This is a genomic window from Pseudomonas synxantha BG33R (assembly GCF_000263715.2).
Classification (GTDB): Bacteria; Pseudomonadota; Gammaproteobacteria; order Pseudomonadales; family Pseudomonadaceae; genus Aquipseudomonas; species Aquipseudomonas synxantha_A.
Genome location: NZ_CM001514.1, coordinates 2,648,395 through 2,672,565, shown reverse-complemented (window position 1 = coordinate 2,672,565; position 24,171 = coordinate 2,648,395). Strand labels below are relative to the sequence as shown.

At 62.3% G+C, this 24,171-nt stretch carries 16 protein-coding genes; 4 read left to right on the top strand and 12 right to left on the bottom strand.

Annotated elements, in window-relative coordinates:
- Nucleotides 1–125 precede the first annotated feature (125 nt).
- Nucleotides 126–1,073 (top strand): helix-turn-helix domain-containing protein, encoded by a 948-nt coding sequence (locus PSEBG33_RS15325; RefSeq protein WP_005787607.1) that lies wholly within the window; start codon nucleotides 126–128, stop codon nucleotides 1,071–1,073.
- Here PSEBG33_RS15325 and PSEBG33_RS15330 read toward each other — a convergent pair.
- Nucleotides 1,067–1,867, bottom strand: a complete 801-nt coding sequence (locus PSEBG33_RS15330) for an aminoglycoside phosphotransferase family protein (RefSeq protein WP_005787606.1) — start codon at nucleotides 1,865–1,867, stop codon at nucleotides 1,067–1,069. The genes PSEBG33_RS15325 and PSEBG33_RS15330 overlap by 7 nt on opposite strands.
- Before the next feature lie 208 nt (nucleotides 1,868–2,075).
- Here PSEBG33_RS15330 and PSEBG33_RS15335 point away from each other — a divergent pair, with 208 nt between their 5' ends.
- Together PSEBG33_RS15335 and PSEBG33_RS15340 are read left to right on the top strand one after the other, a co-directional pair.
- Nucleotides 2,076–3,026 carry a nucleoside-specific channel-forming protein Tsx gene (locus PSEBG33_RS15335; protein ID WP_005787604.1) on the top strand — a complete coding sequence of 317 codons (951 nt, stop codon included), beginning with the start codon at nucleotides 2,076–2,078 and terminating at the stop codon, nucleotides 3,024–3,026.
- Nucleotides 3,027–3,040: 14 nt separating this feature from the next.
- Nucleotides 3,041–4,072 carry a purine-nucleoside phosphorylase gene (locus tag PSEBG33_RS15340; protein WP_005787602.1) on the top strand — a complete coding sequence of 344 codons (1,032 nt, stop codon included), beginning with the start codon at nucleotides 3,041–3,043 and terminating at the stop codon, nucleotides 4,070–4,072.
- A gap of 47 nt (nucleotides 4,073–4,119) precedes the next feature.
- Here PSEBG33_RS15340 and PSEBG33_RS15345 read toward each other — a convergent pair whose 3' ends face one another.
- The 6 genes from PSEBG33_RS15345 to PSEBG33_RS15360 all read right to left on the bottom strand — a co-directional run bounded on the left by PSEBG33_RS15345 (nucleotide 4,120) and on the right by PSEBG33_RS15360 (nucleotide 7,452).
- Nucleotides 4,120–5,079: a quinone oxidoreductase family protein gene (locus tag PSEBG33_RS15345; RefSeq protein WP_005787600.1), complete on the bottom strand. Its 960-nt coding sequence runs from the start codon at nucleotides 5,077–5,079 to the stop codon at nucleotides 4,120–4,122.
- A gap of 28 nt (nucleotides 5,080–5,107) precedes the next feature.
- Nucleotides 5,108–5,281 (bottom strand): DUF1427 family protein, encoded by a 174-nt coding sequence (locus PSEBG33_RS28715; protein WP_005787598.1) that lies wholly within the window; start codon nucleotides 5,279–5,281, stop codon nucleotides 5,108–5,110.
- Nucleotides 5,282–5,350: 69 nt separating this feature from the next.
- On the bottom strand, nucleotides 5,351–6,127 hold the full coding sequence (locus PSEBG33_RS15350) for an AraC family transcriptional regulator (RefSeq protein ID WP_005787596.1): 777 nt from the start codon (nucleotides 6,125–6,127) through the stop codon (nucleotides 5,351–5,353).
- 116 nt (nucleotides 6,128–6,243) lie between these two features.
- Nucleotides 6,244–6,414, bottom strand: coding sequence for a metallothionein (locus PSEBG33_RS27340; RefSeq protein ID WP_032803483.1), 171 nt, complete (start codon nucleotides 6,412–6,414; stop codon nucleotides 6,244–6,246).
- Nucleotides 6,415–6,503: 89 nt separating this feature from the next.
- A complete protein-coding gene (locus PSEBG33_RS15355; protein WP_005787594.1) occupies nucleotides 6,504–6,959 on the bottom strand; it encodes a DMT family transporter in 456 nt (151 codons plus the stop codon).
- 4 nt (nucleotides 6,960–6,963) lie between these two features.
- A complete protein-coding gene (locus PSEBG33_RS15360; protein WP_005787593.1) occupies nucleotides 6,964–7,452 on the bottom strand; it encodes a DMT family transporter in 489 nt (162 codons plus the stop codon).
- A 117-nt stretch (nucleotides 7,453–7,569) separates the two neighbouring features.
- Here PSEBG33_RS15360 and PSEBG33_RS15365 point away from each other — a divergent pair, with 117 nt between their 5' ends.
- Nucleotides 7,570–8,547, top strand: coding sequence for a LysR family transcriptional regulator (locus PSEBG33_RS15365; RefSeq protein WP_005787591.1), 978 nt, complete (start codon nucleotides 7,570–7,572; stop codon nucleotides 8,545–8,547).
- Here PSEBG33_RS15365 and PSEBG33_RS15370 read toward each other — a convergent pair.
- The 5 genes from PSEBG33_RS15370 to PSEBG33_RS15390 form a co-directional block, all read right to left on the bottom strand.
- Nucleotides 8,504–9,823 (bottom strand): Nramp family divalent metal transporter, encoded by a 1,320-nt coding sequence (locus PSEBG33_RS15370; RefSeq protein ID WP_005787588.1) that lies wholly within the window; start codon nucleotides 9,821–9,823, stop codon nucleotides 8,504–8,506. The genes PSEBG33_RS15365 and PSEBG33_RS15370 overlap by 44 nt on opposite strands.
- Nucleotides 9,824–9,864: 41 nt before the next feature.
- Nucleotides 9,865–11,418, bottom strand: a complete 1,554-nt coding sequence (locus PSEBG33_RS15375) for a DUF726 domain-containing protein (protein WP_005787586.1) — start codon at nucleotides 11,416–11,418, stop codon at nucleotides 9,865–9,867.
- 209 nt (nucleotides 11,419–11,627) lie between these two features.
- The gene (locus PSEBG33_RS15380) at nucleotides 11,628–11,933 is read right to left on the bottom strand and encodes an XRE family transcriptional regulator (protein WP_005787584.1); all 306 of its coding nucleotides are present in this window, start codon (nucleotides 11,931–11,933) and stop codon (nucleotides 11,628–11,630) included.
- Nucleotides 11,926–12,291 (bottom strand): type II toxin-antitoxin system RelE/ParE family toxin, encoded by a 366-nt coding sequence (locus PSEBG33_RS15385; RefSeq protein ID WP_005787581.1) that lies wholly within the window; start codon nucleotides 12,289–12,291, stop codon nucleotides 11,926–11,928. Before PSEBG33_RS15385 ends, PSEBG33_RS15380 begins: the two co-directional genes overlap by 8 nt.
- A 200-nt stretch (nucleotides 12,292–12,491) precedes the next feature.
- Nucleotides 12,492–23,882, bottom strand: a complete 11,391-nt coding sequence (locus tag PSEBG33_RS15390) for an autotransporter-associated beta strand repeat-containing protein (protein ID WP_005787579.1) — start codon at nucleotides 23,880–23,882, stop codon at nucleotides 12,492–12,494.
- Between the last annotated feature and the right edge of the window lie 289 nt (nucleotides 23,883–24,171).

The following is a 24,171-nucleotide window of genomic DNA, read 5'->3' as shown; positions in this document are numbered from 1 at the left end:
GCTGATACTTTTTTGACCTCAAGCCCAGGATCAAAAAAGTACCAGTGCAAGGCAAAACCGGGGTAGCACACTGATTGCCGGTGCGCGTATTTTGAGTCCATTGCACAACCACAAGAGGCAGCACCATGCCCATCAGCTGCACCAGCCTGTTCGAGCACCGCCCTGCGGAGCTTGAAGTGATCCTGCCCGAACCGGAGCATGGTTTTCGCTGGTTCGAACATGACTATCCCTATGAACTGGCGCGCTGGAACCATCATCCCGAGTTCGAGATTCACCTGATCCGCCAGGGCAGCGGCAAGCTGGTGGCGGGCGACTATATTGGTGCGTTTGGCGCCGGTCATGTCGCGTTGATCGGCCCTGACCTGCCCCACGACTGGATCGGCGACCTGGCGCCGGGCGAATACCTGAGCGGCCGCGACGTGGTGCTGCAGTTCGACGGCGCCGCCCTCCTCGCCCTGCGCACCACCCTGCCTGAGCTCGGCGATCTACAACCGTTGTTTGAACGGGCGCGATGCGGCCTTGAATTCAGCGGCGAAGCAGCAACGAGTGCGGCACGGCTGATGGAGGCCATCGGCAGCGCCCATGGCCTGCAACGCCTGACCCTGTTCCTGCAGCTGCTCGACACCCTGAAGAACGCCTCGCCCACACAGGCCAAGACCCTGGCCAGCCCGTACTACGCACCCACCCTGGATGCACGCAGCGCCGATCGCATCAACAAAGCCTTCGATTACCTGATGCGCGAACTGACCGGCGACGTGCGCCTATCGGACATTGCGCGGCAATTGGAGATGAGCGAGCCGGGCTTCTCGCGTTTTTTCAAGCGCAACACCGGCCACGGTTTTATCGACCTGATGCGCAAGTTCCGCGTGCAACGTGCCTGCCGGTTGTTGTTGCAAAGCCAGATGTCGGTGGCGGATATCTGCTTTGAAGTGGGCTACGCCAACCTGTCCAATTTCAACCGCCATTTTCGCATCGAAATGCATCAGACGCCGAGCGAATACCGGCGGCAGACTGCATTGCATTTATTCAACTCCATCGCCAATCAACCACCACGCGCCAAGCTCACCTATTGACCCAGTGCCTGTTGCGCCAGGCAAGCCACCCGCAACTCAGCCTCGGCGCGTTCGCGTTCCTGATCTTCCAGAAACCAGGCGGCGGACAGCCCAGCGTGAGCCACCACCCATTGCAGCAGACGCGTGCGCGACAGCCCCGCCGCCTGCGTAATCACCTCGACCTGGCGGCTGAAACGCTGCGGGTCGCTAGCAGTAGGCAAATCCGGATTGCAGATCAGGTTGACGTAATCGTAGCCGCGCTCACCCACCACCCGTTTTGGATCAATCGCCAGCCAGCCCCGAGGGCCGAAGTCGAGAATATTGTTGTGATGGATATCTCCGTGCAGCACCACCCTATCCTGTTGCGCCGCCAACAAGGTACGGGCCATCGCCGCGCAATCGCGTAGCACGCCACCTTCGCGCTCGGCGGCGTTCCACAAGGCATTGAACCATTCATCCAGCCCAAGCAAACCCTCGGGCGGCGATGCGCGGGGCGCATGCAGTCGGGCCACGGTAGCGCAGGCGATCTGGCTGGCTTCGTCGTCCTGGCCATTGAGGGCCATGCGCATCAAGGAACCTGGCCCAGTGGCGCGCTCCATCAATACTGCGGTGTGGTCATGGGCAAACACCTGCGCCGCGCCGTCGCCTGCCCACCAACTCAACAAACGACCGCCAAGCTTTTCTTCCGAGGTATGGGCAATTTTCAACATCGCCGCCATGCCTTGCCAGCGCACCGGCAAAAGGTGACTGCCAGGCGTAACGATAGGCTCGCCATCGGCACTCAAGCTCCAGGCGCGCAGATAGTGATCGAACATATGGGTGCTCCAGTGGGTGTGCACAGGATGACATGTAACCCGCTGGTTTTCTGACCAAAGCGTCGGCTAATTCGCATTTTTTCCAAACAGTTCAAGCCATTGGCACAAGTTGGTACAGCCTGTGCAAACGTTTGCGGAACGAACTTGGCAGCCAAGTTCAGCCCTACCCGACGAATCGGGTTAAACCGCGTACGAATAAGGACTTTCAATGCATCCCACCTCTAAGCCTCGTGCTTGCCTTGGTGTTTCCCTGCTACTGGCCGCCGTTACGGGAGTACTCAGTGGCCCCATTTTGGCGCAGCAAAAGCCCGTCGATGATTCAGCCCAGGGCGAAACCCTTAGCCCTGAGGCCAGCCCACCGGCGAAAAAAGGCGTTTACCTGTCGGAGTGGTTCAACCAGGACCTGACGCTGATCGGCAGCAAAGACATCAGCTTCGGCCCCAAGCCCCAGGATGACGTCTACCTGGAGTACGAGTACTTCGGGCGCAAGGGGCCCTTTGAGCTGTACGGCTATATCGACGTGCCGAAGATCCTCACCATCGGTAACAGTAATGACAAAGGTGTATGGGACCATGGCTCGCCGGTATTCATGGAGCATGAACCGCGGATCTCCATCGACTACCTCGCAGGGCGCAGCCTGGCGATCGGCCCGTTCAAGGAGTGGTATGTGGCCTTTGACTGGATCTACGATCACGGCAGCCATAAGGAAAACCGCGCCAATACCCTGTACAGCGGCCTGGGCACCGATATCGACACCCACTCGCGGGTCAACCTGTCGGCCAACTTTTATGGCCGCTACCAGTGGGAAAACTACGGCGCCAGCAATGAATATTCCTGGGATGGCTACCGCGCGCAGATGAAGTACATCGTGCCCATCGGCAAGTTCGACAACGGTGCTTCGCTGACCTATATCGGCTTTACCAACTACGACTTCGGCTCGGACCTGCACAAGGACAACCCGGCGCGCACCGCCAATTCCCTGGTGGCTACCAACGTGTTGCTGTACGCGTTCACCCACCTGCGCTTTACCCTGGTGGGTCGCTACTTTCACAACGGTGGCAACTGGGAAGACGGCAGCGAGTTGAATTTCGGCGAAGGCAACTTCCGCGCCCGCTCTGATGGCTGGGGTTACTACGCCGGCGTGGGTTACCAATTCTGATCAAGGAGCTGTACATGAACGCACTGACTCGTATCTCGCTGGCCGTCGGCCTCGCCCTGCTGCCCCACGTAGTGCTGGCGGATAACCCCGCACCGATCAAGCCCAAGGTGATGTTGATCACCATGTTCGCCCCCGAGGCGCAAACCTGGATCGACCGCCTGGAACTCAAGCAGGAAGTACGCGTGCCAGGGCTGTCTGCCGAGTACCCGGTGATTCGCTGCAACACCCAGGACGTATGCCTGCTGGTAACCGGCATGGGCCAGACCAACGCCGCTGCGTCGACCCTGGCCCTGGCCTTGTCGCCCAAATTCGACCTGCGCCAGAGCTATTTCCTGATCGCCGGTATCGCCGGTATCAGCCCCAAGCACGGCACCATCGGCACCGCCGCCTGGGCCCATTACCTGGTGGAGTTCGGCACCCAGTGGGAGCTGGATTCACGGGATGCGCCCAAGGACTGGCCGACCGGTTATATCGGCATCAACACCAAGGGGCCCAACGAAAAGCCACCGCTGGACTACAAGACCGAAGTATTCGAGCTCAACCCAAAGCTGCAAGCCAAGGCGTTTGCCTTGTCGCACAAGGTGGAGCTGACCGAAAGCAAAGAATCCGCCGCCTGGCGCAAGCACTATCCCGACGCCCCGGCCAACCAGCCGCCGCAAGTCACGCGCTGCGACACGCTGGCGGGCAATACCTGGTTTTCCGGCACCCGCCTGAGCGAACGCGCCGAAGTCTGGACCAAGTTGCTCACCGACAATAAAGGCGAATACTGCACCACCCAGCAGGAGGACAACTCCACTTATGAAGCCCTGCTGCGCGCCAGCCGTGAGGGCCTGGTGGATATCCAGCGCCTGGCCGTGGTGCGCGCAGGCTCCGATTTTGACCGGCCTTATCCGGGTTACAGCGAGGTCGACAACTTGCTCAAGTATGCGGACCAGGGCGGCTTTGTACCGGCACTGGAAAACCTGTACCGCACGGGCAATCCGCTGGTACAGGCGATTGTGAATCAGTGGTCGGCGTGGGAAAAAGGCGTACCCGAGGTCGAGTAAAGATCTGAAGTGGGAGGGGCTTACCCCCTCCCACATTTGCGACGATGTCACGGCAGCAGGATGAATTTGTCCGGGCTGCCGCTGTTCACTTGCTCATAACACTCAACTCCATCAGCCAACGCCACTTCGCGCAGGCCGGTGGGCAACGGCAACAACCCCTCATCAAAGAACCGCCCGAACGCCCCTAACATCACCGCACATTGCTCACAGCTATAGAGCAACGAATTGACGCCTACCACCGTCCCCCCCTTGCGATACAGCGCCAGAGCCGGCAGTTGCACGTGGCCGTCAACCGGTGCGGCAATGATTGCGATACGGCCGAAAGGCGCCAACCCCGCCACTGCTGCGGGCAGCCAGAAACCGCTGGTATCGAAGATCACCTCGGCGCCGCCCTTGAACACGGCGTGCACTTGTACGCCCAGTTCCTGCGGTTGGCCCAGGGCAATCGCCTCCACGCCTTGCGCCTGTAAGACATCCACCTGATCAGGGCGACGCACCGCTGCCAGCACCTGCGCACCACGAAGCTTCGCCAGTGCCAACGCCGCGCTGCCAACGGCACCATTGGCGCCGATCACCAGCAACCGCGTGCCCTTGCCCACACCACTGCGTTCCAGCGCATCCCAGGCCGTGGTATACGGCACGCCAAGGCCCGCGGCCTGGGTGAAGCTCAAGTGACCGGGCTTGGGCGCCACGCCTGTGGCCAATACCCGAAGGTATTGGGCATGGGAGCCGTCAGCAAAAAAGCCCAGGTCGCGACCGGTGCCCCAGACTTCCTGACCGAGCAAGGCTGGCGGACCTTCGACCACCACCCCGGCAAAATCGCGCCCGGGAATGCGCGGCAGCGTGGTGTAGGGAAACCGGCCGAGTACGTTTTTCACATCGCTGGGGTTCAGACCGGCGGCTTTGACCTGGACCAGCACTTCATCGGCAGACGGTACGGGCATGGCAACATCGACCAGGCGCAGGTCGGCGAGGTCGCCACTGGCGCTAAATTGTAGTGCTTTCATTAAAGGCATCCGTCGAAGAAGAAAAGGCTCAGGACAACCAACCGCTGACCAACTGCCGCCCCATGGGCCACAACTGTTCGCCGAGCAGCATGCCCATCAGCCCCACCAGAGCAATGGCCGGCGGTGCGGGCGAACGGAAGCCCAGCGCGCCGTAGATCACGCCGACAAACAGGCCGATGGCCAAGGAAATCAGATAGTTCATGGTGACTACGCCCGGTTGATTGATGGGCTCAGCTTAAGGTGCGACTGGCTTCGGCATCGGCCAAGTGCTTCAGGATTTCGGCCAACCCGTGTACTGCGAAGGCGATACACCCAATTCACGGCGGAACATGTCGCTGAAACTGCTGGGCGAATACCCCAGGGCACGAGCAATGCCGCTCACCGACCGGCCCTGGATCAGTTCCGCCGCCGCCGTCGCCAACTGCACTTGGCGCCGCCACTGCGCGAAGCCCATGCCCAGGTGGTTCTGGAACAACCGCGCCAGGGTGCGCACGCTGGCACCGACAGTTTCGGCGTGCTGCTCGAAAGGGATGTCCAGGGACGGCGCAGCCATGACCGCCCGGCATACACTGCTTAGCCGACGATCAGTCGCCACCGGCATGACGATACGGATTTGCGAGCGGCGTGCCCGTTGCAGCTCCAACAGGGCCAGGCCAACGAGCGCCTCGTAGTAGCCGGCATCGGCGTGATCGACCTGCTCCACTAACGTCACGATCAATTCACGCAATAACCGGCCCACCTCAATCACCTGCACCTGACTGTCCAGCGTCGCCGCCAACGCCGGGCGCAGGTAGATGTTGCGCATCTGCAAGTCGGAGACAACACGGATGCCGTGTTCGACTCCCGGCGGCAACCACACGGCGCGCTGCGGCGCAACTATCAGGGCTTCACGGGGCGTCTCGACCCACATCACGCCGCTCATCGCATAGAGCAACTGGCCCCAATCATGGCGATGGGGTTCCACATACAACCCACGCGGGTACGTGCGTGCCAGGGGCTGCACTGGGACGGCTTGATCGCTGAGGTCGGGGGGCGCAGCCAGGGCCATGGCGGGTATATGTCAATCAAGGGAAAGGCGACCATGGTAAAGACTGGCCGCCGACAAGCGAACTGTTTTTACTCACCCGGCAGGCCCGGGTTGTCCGAGCCTGCAGGTAGATCACGTCAGGTGCGGGCCGACTTGGCGCACTCACAGCCGGTCGCGGCGGCGCAGGGCTCACCGTGGGCATGGTGCTCGGCACAGCCTTGGCAGCAATAACCCTTACCGTCCTTCATGATCGCATCGGCACCCAGTACGCATTTGCAATGTGGGCAAGCACAGGTTTTATCTGGCATGGTCAGACTCCTTCTTCATGGTCGTCCCGGTGCAGCGAACGCCACACCTTAAGCAGTGACTCCACGCAGAGCGCCAAGGTTCAGCGCCGTCAGTCGGCCGCCCGGGTATTGCTGCGGTACATGAACACCAGTGCCAGCGCCAGGCACAGCATCGCCACGATGCGGCTGCCCGACAATTCGATCGCCGGGTTGCCCAGCCAGCCAAAGTTGTCGATCAGCATGCCCATGCCCAATTGCCCGACAATCACCGCCACCGTGGCGACCGCCGTGCCAACCACAGGCACCGCGCCGACCATCACCAGCATGTACACCACGCCGAACAAGGCGCCGGTCAATTGCCATTTCGGCACATCCAGCAGGCTGACGGCGTGGGCCGGCTCGAAGAAGAATATCAACAACGCCGTGGTGAGCGCGCCGACGGCAAAGGTCAGCAGGCTGCTGCGCAATACGCCTACCGCCTGGCCCAGACGCCCGTTGATGGCGGCCTGCACACTCAACACCGCCCCCGCTGCAATCACCACCACCAGTAACATCATCAGATTCATCGTCTTACCCTCGTGCAATCAGAACCAGCGCCGCCACAATCAACGCCAATGCAATCCAGCGCTCGCCATTGACGCGCTTGCGCGCCGTGCCGAACCAGCCGAAGTGGTCGATCAACACACTCTTGCCCACCTGCCCCGACAAAATCGCAATCATGGTCATCGCGATACCGATATGGGGCGTGGCCAGCGTCAACACCACCACGTACATCGGCCCCAAAAGTCCGCCAATCAACTGCCAGCGCGGCAGTTCGGTGAACGCCGGGCCCTTCTGCGGGCCGCTGAACAGCAGCAGTAGAAGGAGAATCGCGGTGCCGACGCCGAAGATGCTCAAGGTCGCCCACAAATGCCCGACCTGCGCGCCCAATGGCCCGAGCAGGCCAGCCTCCAAGGACAGGCCCATGCCCGCCAGAATTACCAACGGCAACAACAGCAACCGCAGAAAATTTTTGTTAGGTCTGGCCTGCGCCACACCTTCGATAGAACGTGCCTGCATAGATCACCTGCGCATCGACAAAGAAAACATGGCGCGCATTATCCGGTGGCCGTACTGTGCGATAAATGGGAGCATACAAACAACACCTTTGCGCAATACGCACAGCCAGGAGAGATGATGCAGAGTTTGAATGAGCTGAGTTTCAAGGCGCTGCGCCTGTTCGTCGCCGTGCTGGACCATGGCAGTTTTTCCGAAGTGGCCCGCCGAGAAAGCCTGGCGCCCTCCTCCATTTCGCGGCAAATTCAACTGATGGAACAGGCCCTCGGCCAGCAATTGCTGTACCGCCACACCCGCGCCGTAAGCCCCACCGAAGCCGGGCGCCTGCTGGGGCGTCACGCGCGGCTGGTACTGGAGCAGTTGGAAACGGCGAACCAAGCCCTGCAGGAACAAGACAGTGAGCCCAGCGGGCTGGTGCGTATCAACGCGCCGATGGTATTCGGCCAGCGCCACCTTTCACCGTGGTTGGGGCAACTGTGCCGGCGCTACCCGAAGCTGCAACTGGATATCCAGCAAACCGACACCTTCGTCGACCCACTGCAAGACGGCACCGACCTGCTGTTTCGCATTGGCGTGCTCAATGATTCGGGTATGCAGGCACGCATCTTCGCGCCCCAGCGCTTTCGCATCGCCGCAAGCCCCGCCTACCTGGCGCAACACGGCACGCCGCGCCACCCCGACGAACTGGTCGACCACCACTGCCTGGCCTACAAAGGCATCACGGGCCAGCAACGCTGGTTCTTCCGGCGCGGCCAAAGTGACTGGACCTCCTACAGCGTCAAGGGCCCGATCACCGGCAACCACGCCGACACCCTGACCCACGCCGCCGAACAGGGCCTGGGCCTGGTGGTGTTTCCGTCCTGGCTGATTGGCGAAAGCCTGCGCGCCGGCAGTTTGCAGGCCGTGCTGACTGAATATGAAGTGGCGACCACCCTGGAGCCCCAGCAGATAGCCGCACTGTGGCCGGGCAGCCGGAGATTGTCGTTGAAAGTGCGTACGGTGATCGACTATTTCGTGGAGTGTTTTGGGACGGTGCCGTATTGGGATCGGCAGATCAAAACAACCACTGCCCAATCAACCACGCATTCGCCCCACTGATCACCGCGAACAGGAACCACGCCAACAGCCGCGTGGGCAGTCGATTGACGAAAGGCCCCATCAACTGCTTGTCACCGGTCATGCGAATCAGTGGATACAGCGCGAACGGCAACTGCAGGCTGAGTACCACCTGGCTGAGAATCAGCAGCTTGCCAATGGCATCGTCGCCCATCAGCCATACCCCAAGGAACGCCGGGATCAACGCCAGTCCGCGAGTGATCAGGCGGCGTTGCCAGCAGGGTATGCGCAGGTTCAGGTAGCCCTCCATGATCACTTGCCCGGCAATGGTGCCGGTAAAGGTCGAACTCTGCCCCGATGCCAGCAACGCGATACCGAACAGGATGCTGGCGAAGGCGCCACCTACCAGTGGGTCGAGCAGGTGATAGGCGTCCTGGATTTCCACCACATCGGTATGGCCCGTCTTGTAGAACGCCGCAGCGGCCAGCACCAGGATCGCTGCGTTGACCAACAGGGCCAGGGCCAGGGAACCGATGGTGTCGATACGCGCCAGCTTGACCGCGTCCTGCTTGCTCGCCAGGTCCTTGCCGATCAGGCGCGTCTGCACGATGGAGGTGTGCAGGTAGAGGTTATGGGGCATGACCGTGGCGCCAAGGATGCCGATTGCCAGGTACAACGGCGCCGCGTCGCTGATCGCCGACAGTGAAGGCGTGAAACCGCTGAGCACGTCGGGCCAGTAGGGTTTGATCAGCACCAGTTCGATAAAGAAGCACACGCCGATGGTCGCCACCAGCGCCAGCATGATCGCTTCAAGGCGGCGGAAGCCGCGGTTTTGCAGGGCCAGGATCAACAGCGTGTCGAAGGCGGTGATGACAATGCCGGTGGTCAGCGACACGCCAAGCAGCAGGTGAAACGCCAGGGCGCAACCGAGCACTTCGGCAAGATCGGTGGCGATGATGGAGATTTCCGCCAACAGCCACTGGGTACGTGAGGAGCGCTTGCTGTAACGCTCGCGGCACAGCTGCGCCAGGTCCTTGCCAGTGGCGATGCCCAGCCGTGAGCACAGGCACTGCACCGCCATCCCCGCAAGGCTGGCCAGCAGCACCACAAATAGCAGGCTGTAGCCGTAGCGTGAACCGGCTTCAATGGCGGTCGCCCAATTGCCCGGGTCCATGTAGCCAATGGAGATCAACAAGCCGGGGCCGGCGAACATCAACATGCGCTTGAAAAACGACGCCTTGGGGTCAACGGCAACAGAGCCGGCCACTTCCGGCGGGCAGAAGGGGGCGGTAGCGATTTTCGGCAGGTTGAATTTCACGCGCAATTCCAGACAATACACTAGGCTTGGGCAGCAGCTTATCAGTCGGACGCGACTGTGCGCATCACCGTATCTCGCGGCAAATCAAAGGCCTCTACCACTTGCACCACCAGGTCCAGCTCCTGGTTCAGCGCCTCGCGCTCCATGCGCTGACGAATCACACCAACCACCAATACCGCCAAGGTGGTGATCGAATACGCCGGGCCGGAAAACGCTCGCACGCCGCTGACCAGCAACATCGCCGCAGCCAGCGCCTGGCCCACCACCGGAATCGCCGTGGCCGCACCCCGACGCAGGATAAACCCGGTCAGCCCGGCCAGCGCGGTACCGCTCAAGGCCGTGGCGGCTGAACGGCCCACGTCGAAGCGGGTGAACACCCCCTGCTCTTTTTGCGCGGCGGCCTTGAGTTCGGCGTCGAACGCCTGACGGTCGGCGCGGCTGAGTTTGTCCTTGTACTGCTCGATCAGTTTTTCAGCGGCCTGCGCTTCGATATCCGCCAGCGCCACGCTTTCAAGCGGCTCGTCGAACTTGATGCCCAGGCGTTGCGCCACCTCCTCGGCAATCTGGCGATAGCTCACCCCGTGACCACGGGCCAGGTTCATGAAGCTATCACCGCCCATGCGCTGCAACTCGATGGCCAGTTTCAGCGGTTCACGCACACTGGCGTCGATCGAGGCACTGCGCTTTTGCGCCATCAGCTCGGCTAAAAACTTCAGCTCTTCGGGCCGCGCCTGCACCAGCACCGGGAACAGTTCGGCATCTTCTTCGGCAAAGCGCACTTCGCTGCTGCGCAGGTCCGCGCGGATCAGGCCACGGCGCTCCTGCAGCAAGTCGGTGTACTGCACCACCGTCTTCAATTGCGGCCAATAAGCGGCATGATCGAAGCTGGCCAGATGCACATTGGTGACCTTGGTCTTGAGTGCAGGCGTGACGTCAATCGCATAACGGCCGATGCAGCGCTCGCTATCCGGTTTCAAGGCCAGCGCCCAGTCCTTGCTGGAATGGCAGTTGATCAGCCGCCCCTTGAGCGGCGCCGACACGTCATCCCAGGGGCTTGACGTACAGATCGCCCCGCCCATCAGCAACAGGTTATTCAACGGCAGCTCGCGGGCGATATCGGGGCTGGCCAACAGACTCTTGACCAGAATACGTGCGCCCAGGGAATGACCGATCAGGTTGATGCGCCGCACCGGCAGCGACTCGTCGTGCAGGTAGCCGGCCAGTTCAGGCAACAAGGTCCTGGCCACTTCATCGACCCGCACCTCGACACTTTTGTAATGGTCAAGAAAATAGGCAATCGCCCTACCGACGCCCACCGTCGCTGCGCCCAGGCCACCACCGCCGAGCATCGAAGCGATCACATCCTTGAACGGCGCAAACAGGTTTTCCAGAAAGTGCCCCGCCGGCCAGAACAGCATCAGGTTGGTTGAGCCTTCGATACCCGCCAGTTGTGCCTTGAAATTGCCCAGTTGCTGGCGGTTGAAGAAGGCCGAGTAACCGTGAACATAGAGATTGAGCACATCCCCCTGGGGCTCGCCACATAGAACGAATGTGGGCTTGCGGGTGCGGTGCATTTCATCCCACTGGTGTTGCATGGGCCGGTGACTCCTGGTGGCAAGGGATGGCGATAGTAACAAACAGTGCCCGCAAGGAAGGTGAATCCTGACGGGCGTTAGCCACGTTCGGAACAACGGGAATAGCCCGAGTCGAGCACACCACGGTTCAGCCAGAGCCAACACTTCACCTGTGTGGCGAGGGAGCTTGCTCCCGCAGCAGTTCCACTCTGGCGAAGAACACAGCGGCTTCAACAGGCAAAGTTGTCAATCTTGACCTGGCCATCCGGAAAGGTTGCGATGATTTCCAACTCGCCCCCCATCGCACGTATGTAGTCACGCAACGTACTGATGTACATATCAGTTCGACGCTCCATCTTCGAAACCGCTGCCTGGTTGATATTCAATGCCTTCGCCAGGCTTGCCTGACTCAACTGCTGAGCCTTGCGCAGCTCATGCAGTGGCATTTCTTTCAAATGTTGCTCGAATATCCGTTCGGCATCGGCGCGCGACTCGGGCGTCATGCGAGCTTTCAGTTCCGCGAATTTCTTAGCCATGGTCACGGCCCTCTTTACGCAATATGTCTAAATGTACGTCGTACAGCTTTTCAGCCAAGGGTACGTACTCGTGGTACCAACGGTGCTGTGCGGTTTTATCGCCACCTATCAGCAACACTGCACTGCGCCGAAAATCGAAGGCATACAACACTCTATAAGGTCGTCCTGCATGCTGTACCCGCAGCTCTCGCAGGTTGCCGTGTCGAGCGCCCTTGATATCGCTGCTATGAGGAAAGCGCAGCCCCGGCCCGAACAGCTCCAGCAAATCAACACTGGCAGCTACCGAAGACTGCTCCTTTGCATCCAAACCACCCCACCAGTCTCCGAATTCATCCGTGTATTCAATGTCCCAGACCATGCAAATATGCCACCCAAGGAATATAAACTCAAGGGCATAACTTTAGGTCGACGTTGGTTAGCCAGCCAGCCGCGCTCCGGAAGAAATTGTGTGTACATTCTTCAGTCTGGCGGGTGAGCAATAAACTCTGTGCATTCAGGAACCAGTATTACTTCAAAAAAAAACCGCCCTTTCGGGCGGTTGAAAAAACTCGGCCTTGATCAAAAACCGAGGGAGAAACTCACCGTCACTGCATGGTCCTTGTCGTTGCGCGAGAGTTGACCCGAGTAACCCAGGCCCAGCTTGCCGTTCTGGCTGATCTGGTAGTCCAGGCCCGCTTCCACCACCGCGCTGTCCTTGGCAATCGGCACGCCCTGGGTGCTGAACGAGCCACCGCCATTGATGAAGCTCAGGTCGGCGTCAGGCTTGGTATCGCCGAAGGCATGGCGCCAGCCGATGCTGCCCCGTGGGGTGATTTTCGAGCCGTTGCCCAAGGTAAAGGTCTGGCCGATGCGTACGCCCAAGGTCGAGTAGGTAATATTCTGGTCGGCATCGCCACGCAGGGCTGCCGAACCGCCTTTCTCCTTGATCGTATCGCTGTCGTAGTTGACGTAGGCCAGGCCAGCGAACGGTTCCAGGGCAACGCTGGCGGTTTGGATGGTGTAGCCGACCTCACCGAACACCTGGGCACTGCGTGCCTTGTAGTCGGCTTTCAGGCGTTGGCCCTCACCGCCGACCGCCACGTTGCGTTTGCTTTCGATGTCATGCCAGCTGTACGCCACGCCCATGCGTGCGGCGAAGGCTTCCTGCTGGTAGGCGGTGTAAGCCATCAAGTGGTAGCTGTCCACATCGGCACTGGAATTACGGCGCTTGGCATCCAGATCACTGCGGGTGTAGCCGGCGGCCACACCGACGCGCCAGGCGTCGTCCACTTGCTTGTCGGTGCCGAGCAGGAAGCCGCTGAGATTGCGATCCAGCTTGGCGGTGTTGCTGTCACCGCCCATATGGCCCCAGGTGCCGAGTACGCGCATCCAACCGACCATCTCGCCGTGGCAACCGGCGCTGCTCAGGTGGTTTTCGCTCGGCGCCAGGGCATTGCGTGGGTCGTCCTCGCGGTAGCAACCAGGTTGGCGCATACGCTCGTTGACCGCGTCACGTACGTAACGGGAATCTTCGAGCATCGCGCTGGCGGTGCTGGCATGAATCTCGCCAGACAAGCTGTCGAAGGCTGCACGCGCCCCGGCCACATCAGCGTTGAGCAACGCGTTCTGTACCGCCACGCCACCGACGGCTGCGCCGCTGCCCAGGGCCGCCGCCACGCCGCGCTGGTTAGCGGTAGCCGCCACACTGGCATAGCTGACGTTGTTGCGGCTGACCGCCAGTGCCACCTGGGTTGGGCTGTAGTTCAACGCAGTAGTCAGGAACGCCAGGTTCTCCAGGTTGGTGGTGGCAAAGGTGCCGTTGACCGCGCCCGCGGTCAGCAGGGTGTAGGTGGTCGCGCCGGCATACGGTGCCAGGTTGATCACATTCAAGGTGCCGCCCAGGTTGGCAGTGCCGCCCACGGCCAGGGAGCCGGTGGTGGATGGGGTAATCACCAGATTCAGCGCGCCCGTGCTGGCGTTGGTGAAGTTGCCGGCCACGGTCAACTTGCCGCCGTCAGGCGTCACTGAGCCGTTGTTGACCAGCGAACCGACACTGCCGTTGCCGGTCAGGCCCGCACCGTTGGCCACGGTGACCTGGCCACCGAGCACCGCGCCTGGGTTGGCCGCATTACCCACCTGCAGCACGCCCTCTTGCACCGCTACGGTCCCGCTGAACGGCTGGTTGCCGGTCAGCAACAGCGCACCGGTGCCTTGCTTGACCACCGCACCGGTGCCGCTCAAGGTGCCGTTGAATTGGCCATTACTGCTTTGGGCAAATACCAGACTGGCGTTGTCGAGGATGCTGCCTTGCAGGCTGGTGGTATTGCCCACCAGCGTACCGCCACTGACCGTAGTGCCGCCGGTGTAGGTATTGGCGCCGGTCAGCAGCAACGTGCCGGAATCCAACTTGTTGATCCCACCGGTTCCCACCAGCGGTGCATCGATCTGGGCAGTCACGCCGGAGTTGACCCGTACCGCAGCCAGGCTGCCATCCGCCGCATTGGTCGGGCTCAAGCTGCCCCCAGCGCCGGCCGTCAGGGTGTAACCGGCGTCAAGGAATTGCAGGCCGGTAAAGCCTTGGTTACCGACAACCGTCACGGTGCCGCCCTGCCCGCCAAATACCGCGAACTGGTTGGTGGACGCCTGCCCTTGGGTACCGGTAGGGTCGGTCCAGTTGGTGCCCGGGCCCCAGGTGCCACTGCCACCGGTGATGGTGCCGTCGGGGTTGGTGGTGCCGCCGTTCCAGAACTGGATCTGCCCTGGCGCGTTTTGCACCACCAGGTTGAGCTGGTTGGCCAGCGCGGTTTGCAGGCTCACGTTGCCCAAGGCGACGGGCAAGGTGCCAAAGGTAAGGCCGTTATCGACCAAGCTGCCGCCATAGCGGAACAGTTGATACACGCCCAGACCGAAGCCGCCCGCATCGCTGACGTTGAGCGTACCGTCCAGGGTCAGGTTGCCAGCGACATTCACCGCAGTGCTCGAAGCACCCGGTGCGCCGAGGGCAAAGTCCAGCGTGGTACCCGACGACAAGGCCAGCGAGCCCACCGACAGAGGGGTCGCCGAGCCCGCTTTGAGCACCGAACCGTCCGCCATGCTCACCGCGCCGCCCAGGGTGCCGCTGCCACCCAGGGTCGCGCCGCCGGCAACTTGCACCGCAGCGCTGTTCAAGGTGCCGTTGACCAACAGGCTGCCGGTGTTGACGTTGGTAGTGCCGGTAAAGCTGTTGTTACCGGTCAGCAGCAACGCGCCGGTGCCGGTTTTGTTCAGTACGCCGGTGCCGGTGAGGTTGCCGGTGTAGGTGCCGTCGGTGGCCTGCTCAAAGGTCAGTGCCGCATTGTTGGCGATGGCGCCTTGCAGGCTGTTGGTGTTGCCGGTGGTGGTGCCACCGTTGAGCGTGGTGCCGCCGCCGTAGGTGTTGGCACCCGCCAGCAGCAAGGCGCCGCTGCCGTTTTTCACCAGGCTGCCGGTGCCGCTGACGACGCCGTTGAGGGCCAGGTCATGGCTGCCGGCCAGGGTCAGCGGGCCGCCCAGATTGACGGCATTGGCCAGTTGCAGGTCAGTACCACCATCCAGTTGCGCAGCGCCGCCGACAGTCAGGGCACCGCTGCCCAGGGCGGCGTTGTTGCCCAGCACCAGTTGACCGGCGTTGAGGCCGGTGCCGCCGCTGTAGCTGTTGGTGCCGTTGAGGGTCAAGGTTGCAGCGCCGTTTTTCACCAGACTGCCGCTGCCGCTGATGTCACCATTGAGGGTCAGCGCGTTGCTGCCGCCAATCGCCAGGGCGCCGTTGAGTACCGCTGCATTGGTCAGGCTCACTGCCGCGTTGCTGTCCAGGGTGGTGCCCGCCGCGGCAGTCAGTACGCCGGTGCCCAGGGCACTGTTGTTGCCGACCACCAGAGTGCCGCCATTGAGCGCAGTGCCGCCGGTGTAGCCATTGGCGCCGTTGAGCACCAGGGTGCCGCTGTCGAGCTTGGCCAGGGTACCGGCACCATTGAGCGTGACGCCCAGGGTGGCGGTCACGTTCGGATCGACGCGCACCGCGGTGTTGCCGGTGCCGCCATTGACCAGGTTAAGCACACCCGCCGTGCCGGAGGCCAGGTTGTAGCCATCGGTGACAAACTGCATGCCGGTGATGTTTTGCGTGCCGTCCACCGTCACATTGCCGGCTGCACCCTGGAACACTGCGAAACTATTGGTCCAGCCTTGATTGAGCGTGCCGTCGACATTGGTCCAGTTGGTATTACCGGCGCTCCAGGTACCGTTACCACCGTCGATGGCAGCGTTGCCGATCAGGTTATTGCCATCCCAGAACTGCACAGTAGTGTTAGGTGCAGTCACCAGCAGGTTGACCTTGTTGCTGATGGCGGTCTGCACTTGCAGATCGCCCGGCACCACGCTGCCCGGCAGTATGCCGAGGGTCAACCCGTTGTCGGTAAGCGCCCCGCCGTAGTTGATGAGGTTATAGACGCCGCTGCCAAAGCCGCCGATATCGGTGACGTTGAGGTTGCCGTCCAGGGTCAGGTCGCCGCCGACATTCAGCAGCCCGGTGCCGCCGCCCACAACTGGGGTGCCTAGACCGACATCCAGATTGGAGTTGCCGCCCAGCACCAGCGAGCCCACCGACAGCGTGCTGCCGGTGTTCAGGCCGATATGGCCGCCGTCGGCGACAGTCACGGCACCACCAAGAGCACCGCTGCCGGTCAGGGTCGCGCCGTTGTTGACCGTCACCGTGGCACTGGCCAGCGAGCCTGTGACATTCAAGGTGCCGCCATTGACGTTGGCTGCGCCGCTGAGGCCATTGGTGCCGCTCAGGTTGAGCACACCGCTGCCGTTTTTATCCAGGCCGCCGGTACCGCCCAGCGAACCGCCAAAGGTGTTGTCCAGGTTGCTGCCGCCCACCGCCAGCGTGCTACCGCCCGCCACCTGCACCGCGCCGTTGCCGGCCAGCGTGTTGAGGCTGGCATTGCCGCCCAGGTTGAGGCTGGCGCCGCTGCCGACAGTAACGCCGGAAGTGCTGCCCAGTGCGCCGTTACCCAACGTAGTCAAGCTGCCGCCGGCCACAGTCAGCGGGCCGCTGAAACTGTTATTGCCAGTGAGCAACAGGTCCGCCGCGCCATTTTTGATCAGCGCCGCATTGCCGGCCAGTACCCCGGCCAGGGTCAGGTTATTGCTGCCTGCGACGGTCAGGTCGCCATTCAGATTGACCGCGTTGGCCAGCACCAGCGGCGTGCTGTTGGCCAGGGTCACCGCACCGCCGACGGTCAAGGCGCCCGACCCCAGAGCTGTGGCGTTGCCCAAGGTCAACGTACCGGCATTGAGGGTTGTGCCACCGCTGTAGGTGTTGGCGCCGTTGAGCGTCAGGTTGGCGCCGCCGGCCTTGGTCAGGGAACCGCTGCCATCGACTACGCCATCAAGGCTCAGATCATTGCTGCCGCCGACTGTCAGCGCAGCATTCAGGCTGGTGTTATTGGCCAGGGCCAGTGCAGCGCTGGTATCCAGAGTCGCGACGCCATTGACTGCCAGAGCACCGCTCCCCAGGGCCGATGCGTTGCCCAGGGTCAACGACCCCGCGTTCAGTTGGGTGCCACCGAGGTAGGCATTGGCGCCATTAAGGGTCAGGTTGCCCGCACCGGTTTTGGTCAGGCCGCCGGCACCACTGACCACACCGTTCAAGCTCAGGTCCGCAGTCCCCAGAATGTCCAGATTACCGGCCAGGTTCAGGGTATTGGCCAAAGCCACCGCGGTGCTGCTGTCGAGGCTGGTACCGGCTGCCGCGTTCAACGCGCCACTGCCCAGTGCGCTATTGGAGCCCAGGATCAAGGCGCCGGCGTTGAGTGCGGTTGGCCCGGCGTAAGTGTTGTTACCACTGAGGGTCAGGTTGGCGATGCCATTTTTGATCAGGCTGCCGGTGCCTGCCACGGTGCCGGCCAGGGTCAAGGCGTTGCTGCCGCCAACAGTCAACGTACCGTTGACGTTCACATTGTTGGCCAGGTTGACCGCAGCGTTGCTGTCCAAAGTGGTGCCATTGGCGGTGGTCAACCCGCCACTGCCCAGGGCACTGTCATTGCCGACCACCAGCGTGCCGCCATTGAGCGCGGTGCCACCGGTGTAGCTGTTGGCCCCGTTGAGTACCAGGGTGCCGGTGTCCAGCTTGGCCAGGGTACCGCCGCCATTGAGCGTGACGCCCAGGGTCGCGGTGACGCCAGGGTCGACCCGCACGGCGGTGTTGCCGCCGGTGCCATTGAACAGGGTCAAGGCCCCCGCCGTGCCACCCGCCAGGTTGTAGCCATCGGTGACGAACTGCAACCCTGTGATAGCTTGCGCGCCGTCAACGGTGACGGTGCCCGCTGTGCCCTGGAATACCGCAAAGCTGTTCGGCGCCCAGGTTGTATTGAATGCACCGTTGACGCCGGTCCAGTTGCCGGTGCCAGCGCTCCAGGTACCGCTGCCGCCTTCGATGGCACCGTTGCCGGTGACTTGACTGCCGTCCCAGAACTGCACGTTGGTACTGCCGTTGACCAGCAGGTTGACCTGGTTGCCGATGGCTGTTTGCAGGTCCAGGTCAGCGGCCGGGATATTCACCGGCAGGCTGCCCAGTTGCAGGCCGTTGTTGGTCAGGCCGCCGGTGTAGTCGATCAGGCGATAGATACCGGTGCCGAAGCCGCCGATATCACTCACGTTGAGCGTACCGTCCAGGGTCAGGTTGCCGTTGACCTGTACCAGCGCCGTACCGCCGGTGGATGGCGCGCCAAGGCCGGCATCCAGGTTGGAGTTGGCATTGAGCAACAACGAGCCGGTGGTCAGGGTAGCGCCCGAGTTGACCGCCAGGTGGCCGCCATCGGCGATGACCACATTGCCCAGCAAGGTACCGACACCGCCCAGGGTTGCGCCGCTGCCCACGCTCACATTGGCGCTGGCCAATGAGCCGTTGACGAGTAGGCTGCCGCCATTGACCAGCGTATCGCCGGTCAGCGCGCTGAGGCCACCGAGGGTCAGGGCGCCCGTGCCGTCCTTGGCAAAGTTGCCGAGCCCGGCCAATACGCCGTCGAACGTGCTGTCGAGGTTATTACCGCCAACGCTCAACGTGCTGCCCGCCCCGACTGTCGCCAGCCCTGTGCCGGTGAGCGCGCCCAGGCTGGCGGTACCGCCCAGGTTCAAGGAGGTACCGACCGCCAGATTGACGCCGGCACCGACACCCAATGCCCCATTGCCCACTGTGGTAAGGCTGCCCGATTGCACATCGAACAAGCCGTTGAAGGTGTTGTTGCCGGTCAGGCTCAAATCAGCCGTGCCGGTTTTGATCAGGTCACCACTGCCTGCCAGCACACCCGCGAGGGTCAGGTTGTTATTGAGACCACCCACTGTCAGGCCTGCATTGAGGTTGACCGCGTTGGCCAGCACCAGCGGTGTGCTGTTGGCCAAGGTGGCCGCACCGCCGACCGTCAAAGCGCCGGTACCCAGCGCCGCTGCCGTACCGAGGGTCAAGGTGCCCGCATTGAGGGTGGTACCGCCTTGATAGGTATTGACGCCATTGAGCGTCAGGTCGGCGGCGCCGTTCTTGACCAGCTCGCCAGTGCCACTGAGCAGGCCACCCAGGGTCAAGTCATTGCTGCCGGCCACGGTCAGCGCCGCGTTCAAGACGGCATTGTTACCGATGGTCAAGGCTGCATTGTTATCCAGGGTTGCGGCGCCACCGACGGTGAGATTGCCCAACCCCAGCGCCGCCGCATTACCCAGGGTCAGCGTACCAGCGTTCAGTGTGGTGCCACCGAGAAAGGCATTGGCACCTGTCAGGGTGAGGTTGGCAGCGCCGTCTTTAGTCAGGCTGCCGGCGCCATTGATCGCCCCCGTCAGGGCCAGGTCGGCGGTGCCGCCGATGCCTAGATTGCCCGCCAGGTTGATTGCATTGTTGACGCTCAGCGCAGTGCTTGCATCCAGGGTTGTACCGCCTGCCGCATTGAGCACGCCAACGCCCAACGCGCTATTGGCCGCCAGCACCAGACCACCCGCATTCAAGGCCACCGGGCCAAGGAAGATATTGCTGCCACCCAGGGTCACAGTGGCCGCGCCATTTTTGATCAAGCCGCCCGTGCCGCCAATCACGCCGTTGAGCGCCAACGCGTTGCTGCCCGCCAGGTTCAGGTCGCCGTTGAGGGTGACGTCATTGCCAAGCGCTGCCGCGGTATTGCTGTCCAGCGTGGTGCCCGCCGCAGCGGTCAGGGCGCCAGTGCCCAGCGCGGTGTTGCTGCCGACCACCAACGTACCGCCATCGAGCAAGGTGCCACCGGTGTAGCTGTTGGCGCCACCGAGTACCAGTGTGCCGGTATCGAGTTTATTCAGGGCACCTGCCCCGGTGATATCGACGCCAATGGTCGCGGTTGCCAGCGGGTCGACACGCACCGCGAAGTTGCCACTGCCGGTGCTCAATTGCCCCCCGGTGCCATTGACCAGATTGTAGCCATCGGTGACGAATTGCATGCCAGTAAGGGTCTGCGCACCTTCCACGCTGACGGTACCCGCCGCGCCCTGGAACACCGCAAAACCGCCGCCCCAGGTCTGGTTGAGAATGCCGTCGGCCGAGGTCCAGTTGGTGCCGCCCGCCGTCCAGGTGCCGCTGCCACCGTCAACACTGCCGTTGGGCACGGTGTTGCTGCCGTCCCAGAAACGGATGTTCGGTGCCGACACCACCAGATTGACCTGGCTGCCCACCGAGGTTTGTACCAACAGGTCACCCAGGCCATAGCCCAACGGCACGCTGTTGACGTTCAATGCGCCGGCCAGGCTGCCGGTATAGTTGATCAACCGATACACACCGGCACCGAAACCACCGGCATCGCTGACGTTCAGGTTACCGGCCAGGTTCACATTGCCACCGACATTCAGCAACGAAGTCAGCGAAGGTGCACCGAGGGCCACATCCAGATTGCCGCCGGCGCTCATGTTCAAGCTGCCGGCGGATAAGGTCGCCCCGCTACCCAGGGCCAAGTGCCCGCCGTTGTTGATATTCACCGCACCCAACAGCGAACCGCTGCCGGTCAGCGTGCCGCCGCTATTCACGTCAACCACCGCACTGCCCAGGGAACCGGTGAGGTTCAAGGTGCCTGCGTTGATCGCCGTGTTACCACTGATGCCGTTGATCCCGGTGAGGTCCAGCGTGCCGGTGCCGACCTTGATCAAGCCACCCGCGCCACTGAGGCTACCGTCAAAGGTACTGCTGGTGCTCAGGCCGCCTACGGTGAGATTGAAACCACCGCCCACCGCCACGTCGCCCGTGCCGCTGAGGCCGGCCAGGCTGGAATCGACATTCAGGTTCAGCGCCGCACCGGCTGCCACGTTGGCGCCGGAACTGCCCGCCAGGGCATCGGCGCTCAACAGCGTGACGCTGCCAGACAGGATATCCACGGCGCCAGTGAAGGTGTTGCTGCCCGACAGGGCCAGATCGGCCAGGCCATTTTTGATCAGCGCACCCGCGCCGCTGATCACGCCGTTCAGGGCCAGGTCGTTATTGCCCGCGAGGCTCAAGTCGGCATTCAGTGCAATGTTGTTGCCGATCCCGAAGGCCGCGCTGTTATCCAGGGTGGCTGCGCCGCCGACCGTCAAGGCGCCACTGCCCAGCGCGCCCGCTGTGCCCAGGGTCAAGGTACCGGCATTGAGGGTGGCGCCGCCGCTGAAGGTGTTGGTGCCGTTGAGGGTCAGATTGGCCAGGCCGTCCTTGATCAGCGGGCCCGCGCCGCTGATTGTATTGCCCAGGGTCAGCGCATTGGTGCCGCCAACGGTCAGCCCGGCATTGAGGACAATGCCATTGCTCAGCGCAACCGGGGCGCTGCTGTCCAGAGTCGCCGCGCCGCCGACAGTCAGGTCGCCAAGGCCTAGCGCCGAGTTGCTGCCGACGGTCAGTGTGCCCGCATTCAAGGTGGTGCCACCCAGGAAGCCATTGGCGCCACTGAGAATCAGGTTGGCCGCGCCGGTTTTGGTCAGGCTACCGGCACCATTGATGCCACCGCTCAGGGTCAGATCGGCGGTGCCGCCGATGCCCAGGTTGCCCGCCAGGTTGACCGCGTTGGTCAAGGTGACGGCCGTGCTGGCGTCCAGGGTCGTGCCCGCCGCCGCATTTAATGCTCCGGAGCCCAACGCGGTAGCGGAACCTACCACCAGCCCACCGGCATTCAGCGCAGTAATCCCGGTGCGGGTGTTGTTGCCGGTCAAGGTCAACAGGCCCGCACCGGTTTTGATCAAGCTGCCGGCGCCGGACATCACCCCGCCCAGCGTCAGCGGGTTGGTGCCGGTCAGCGTCAGGTTGGCGCCCAGCGCCACGTTGTTGGTGAGTAACGACGCACCGCCAGCATCAAGGTTCGCAGCACCCGTCACACTCAAGCCACCGCTGCCTAATGCGGTGTTATTGCCCAGCACCAGTGTGCCGGCGCCCAGGCTGGTGGTGCCGCTGTAGCCACTGTTGACGCCATTGAGGGTCAAGCTGCCCGCACCGCTGTGGGTGATCCCACTGGTGCCGGAAATCGCACCGCCCAAGGTCAGCGCGCCGGCGACGTCGGTGGTCAGGTTGCCGTTCAGGGTCAGCGCATTACCCAGGCTCACAGTACCGGGGGCCTGCAAGGTGGTGGCTGCACTGACCGTCACTGCGCTGCTGCTCAAGGCCAGGTTATTGCCCAGTTGCACCGAACCGCCGGCCAGGTTCGTCGCACCGGTGTAAGTATTGGCTCCGCTGAGGATCAGTTGCCCGGTACCGGCCTTGGTCAAGCCGCCCGCGCCCGAGAGCACACCGCTGAGGGTCAGCCCGGTCGAGGCACCCTGCACCGTCAAACCGCCAGTGCCCAGGGTCAGCAAATTGGACAGGGTCAAGCCATTGCCGGTGGCCTCAATGGTCCCGCCGTTGGCGGTCAACACACCGGTGCCGAAGGTGGTGTTGTTATTGAACTGCGAAATGCCGCCATTGAGGGTCGTGCTGCCGCTGACCAAAGGCCCTTGCAGGGTCCAGGTGCCGCTGTTGATGGTCAGGTTGTTGAAGTTGACATAGTTGGCGCTCGACGCTGTGCCAGTCCCCGTGATACCGCCGCCGACACCCGTGGTGTTCTGCAGGATCAAGGTGTTGCTGCCCAGCGCGCCACCGTCCACTTGGCCGGTGGGCGCGAATGTCAGGTTCACACCGAGCAGTCCGCCCAGGCTCGCGCCGATGCCGCCGCCGTTCGTTACGCTCGAACCGGAGACAGCGGTGAAGGTGTTGGTGCTGCCGGCCCCCATCGACACACCGCCGGAGATGGTCCCGGTGTTGAGAAAGGTGTTACCGGTGGCAGAGCTTTCGAACGCCACGCGCCCGGTCAGGGTGCCGTTGTTGGTCATGTTGACTTGCCCGCCGCCTTGCACCGCCACCACTGGGGTGTCGGATGTGAACAGTGACAAGCCGAGCAAGGACGAAGAGCCGATGGTGCCGTTGTTGACGATGGTGGTGATGCCGCCTGCACCGTTGGTGGCGTTCAGGGCCATGCCATCGAGCGAGGCCAGGTTGAGCCCGAGCAGCGCACCGGTACCGCGCATGATGCCGCTGGCGGTGTTGGTGATGTTCAAGGCGCTGGCTGCCGTGTTGCCGATCACTACGCCACCGCTCAGCACTGAAACCAATCCCAGGAGTGCCGGGTCAATGGTGCCGGAGTTATTCAACGTCGCGTTGTTACCCGTCAGGGTCAACGCTTTGCCGCCCAGCGTCGCATTGAGTTGCGCTCCGGGGCTGACGTTGACCGTCAGGTCGTTGACCGCGCTGCTGAAGGTGTTGAGGAACAATGGCAATGACGGCACGCCCGTACAGGTCACCGTCGCGCCGGCTGCAGGACTTGCCGGGGTACAGGCGGCGAACACATCCGGGCTTGCCAGGCCCATGACCAAACCGGCCACGCCCAGGCGGATAGCAAGAGAAAGCGCAGAAATACGAGGTACAGCGGCAGTCGCAAGTCTTCTATCCACGTTCTACTCCTTGTGGTGCAAGCGTTTCGTCCATGAATGCGTAAAAAGCCCGGGTTTAACCTTCCACACGCATCGAATTCGAAATACCTGACCGTGTTGACTAACAATCCAGTTTGTCGAAACGTTAGTAGAGCCACGGAAAAGTCATTGAATTAAATGGTATTAATACTTTCGTAAAACCCGTGATCGAATGGGGTAACAACCAACATCGATTGACTGTCGCGACAAAAATACAAGTTTCAAAATGTGAAAAAGCGTTCTAATAGCGCCCTATTTCCCTCGCCACAGC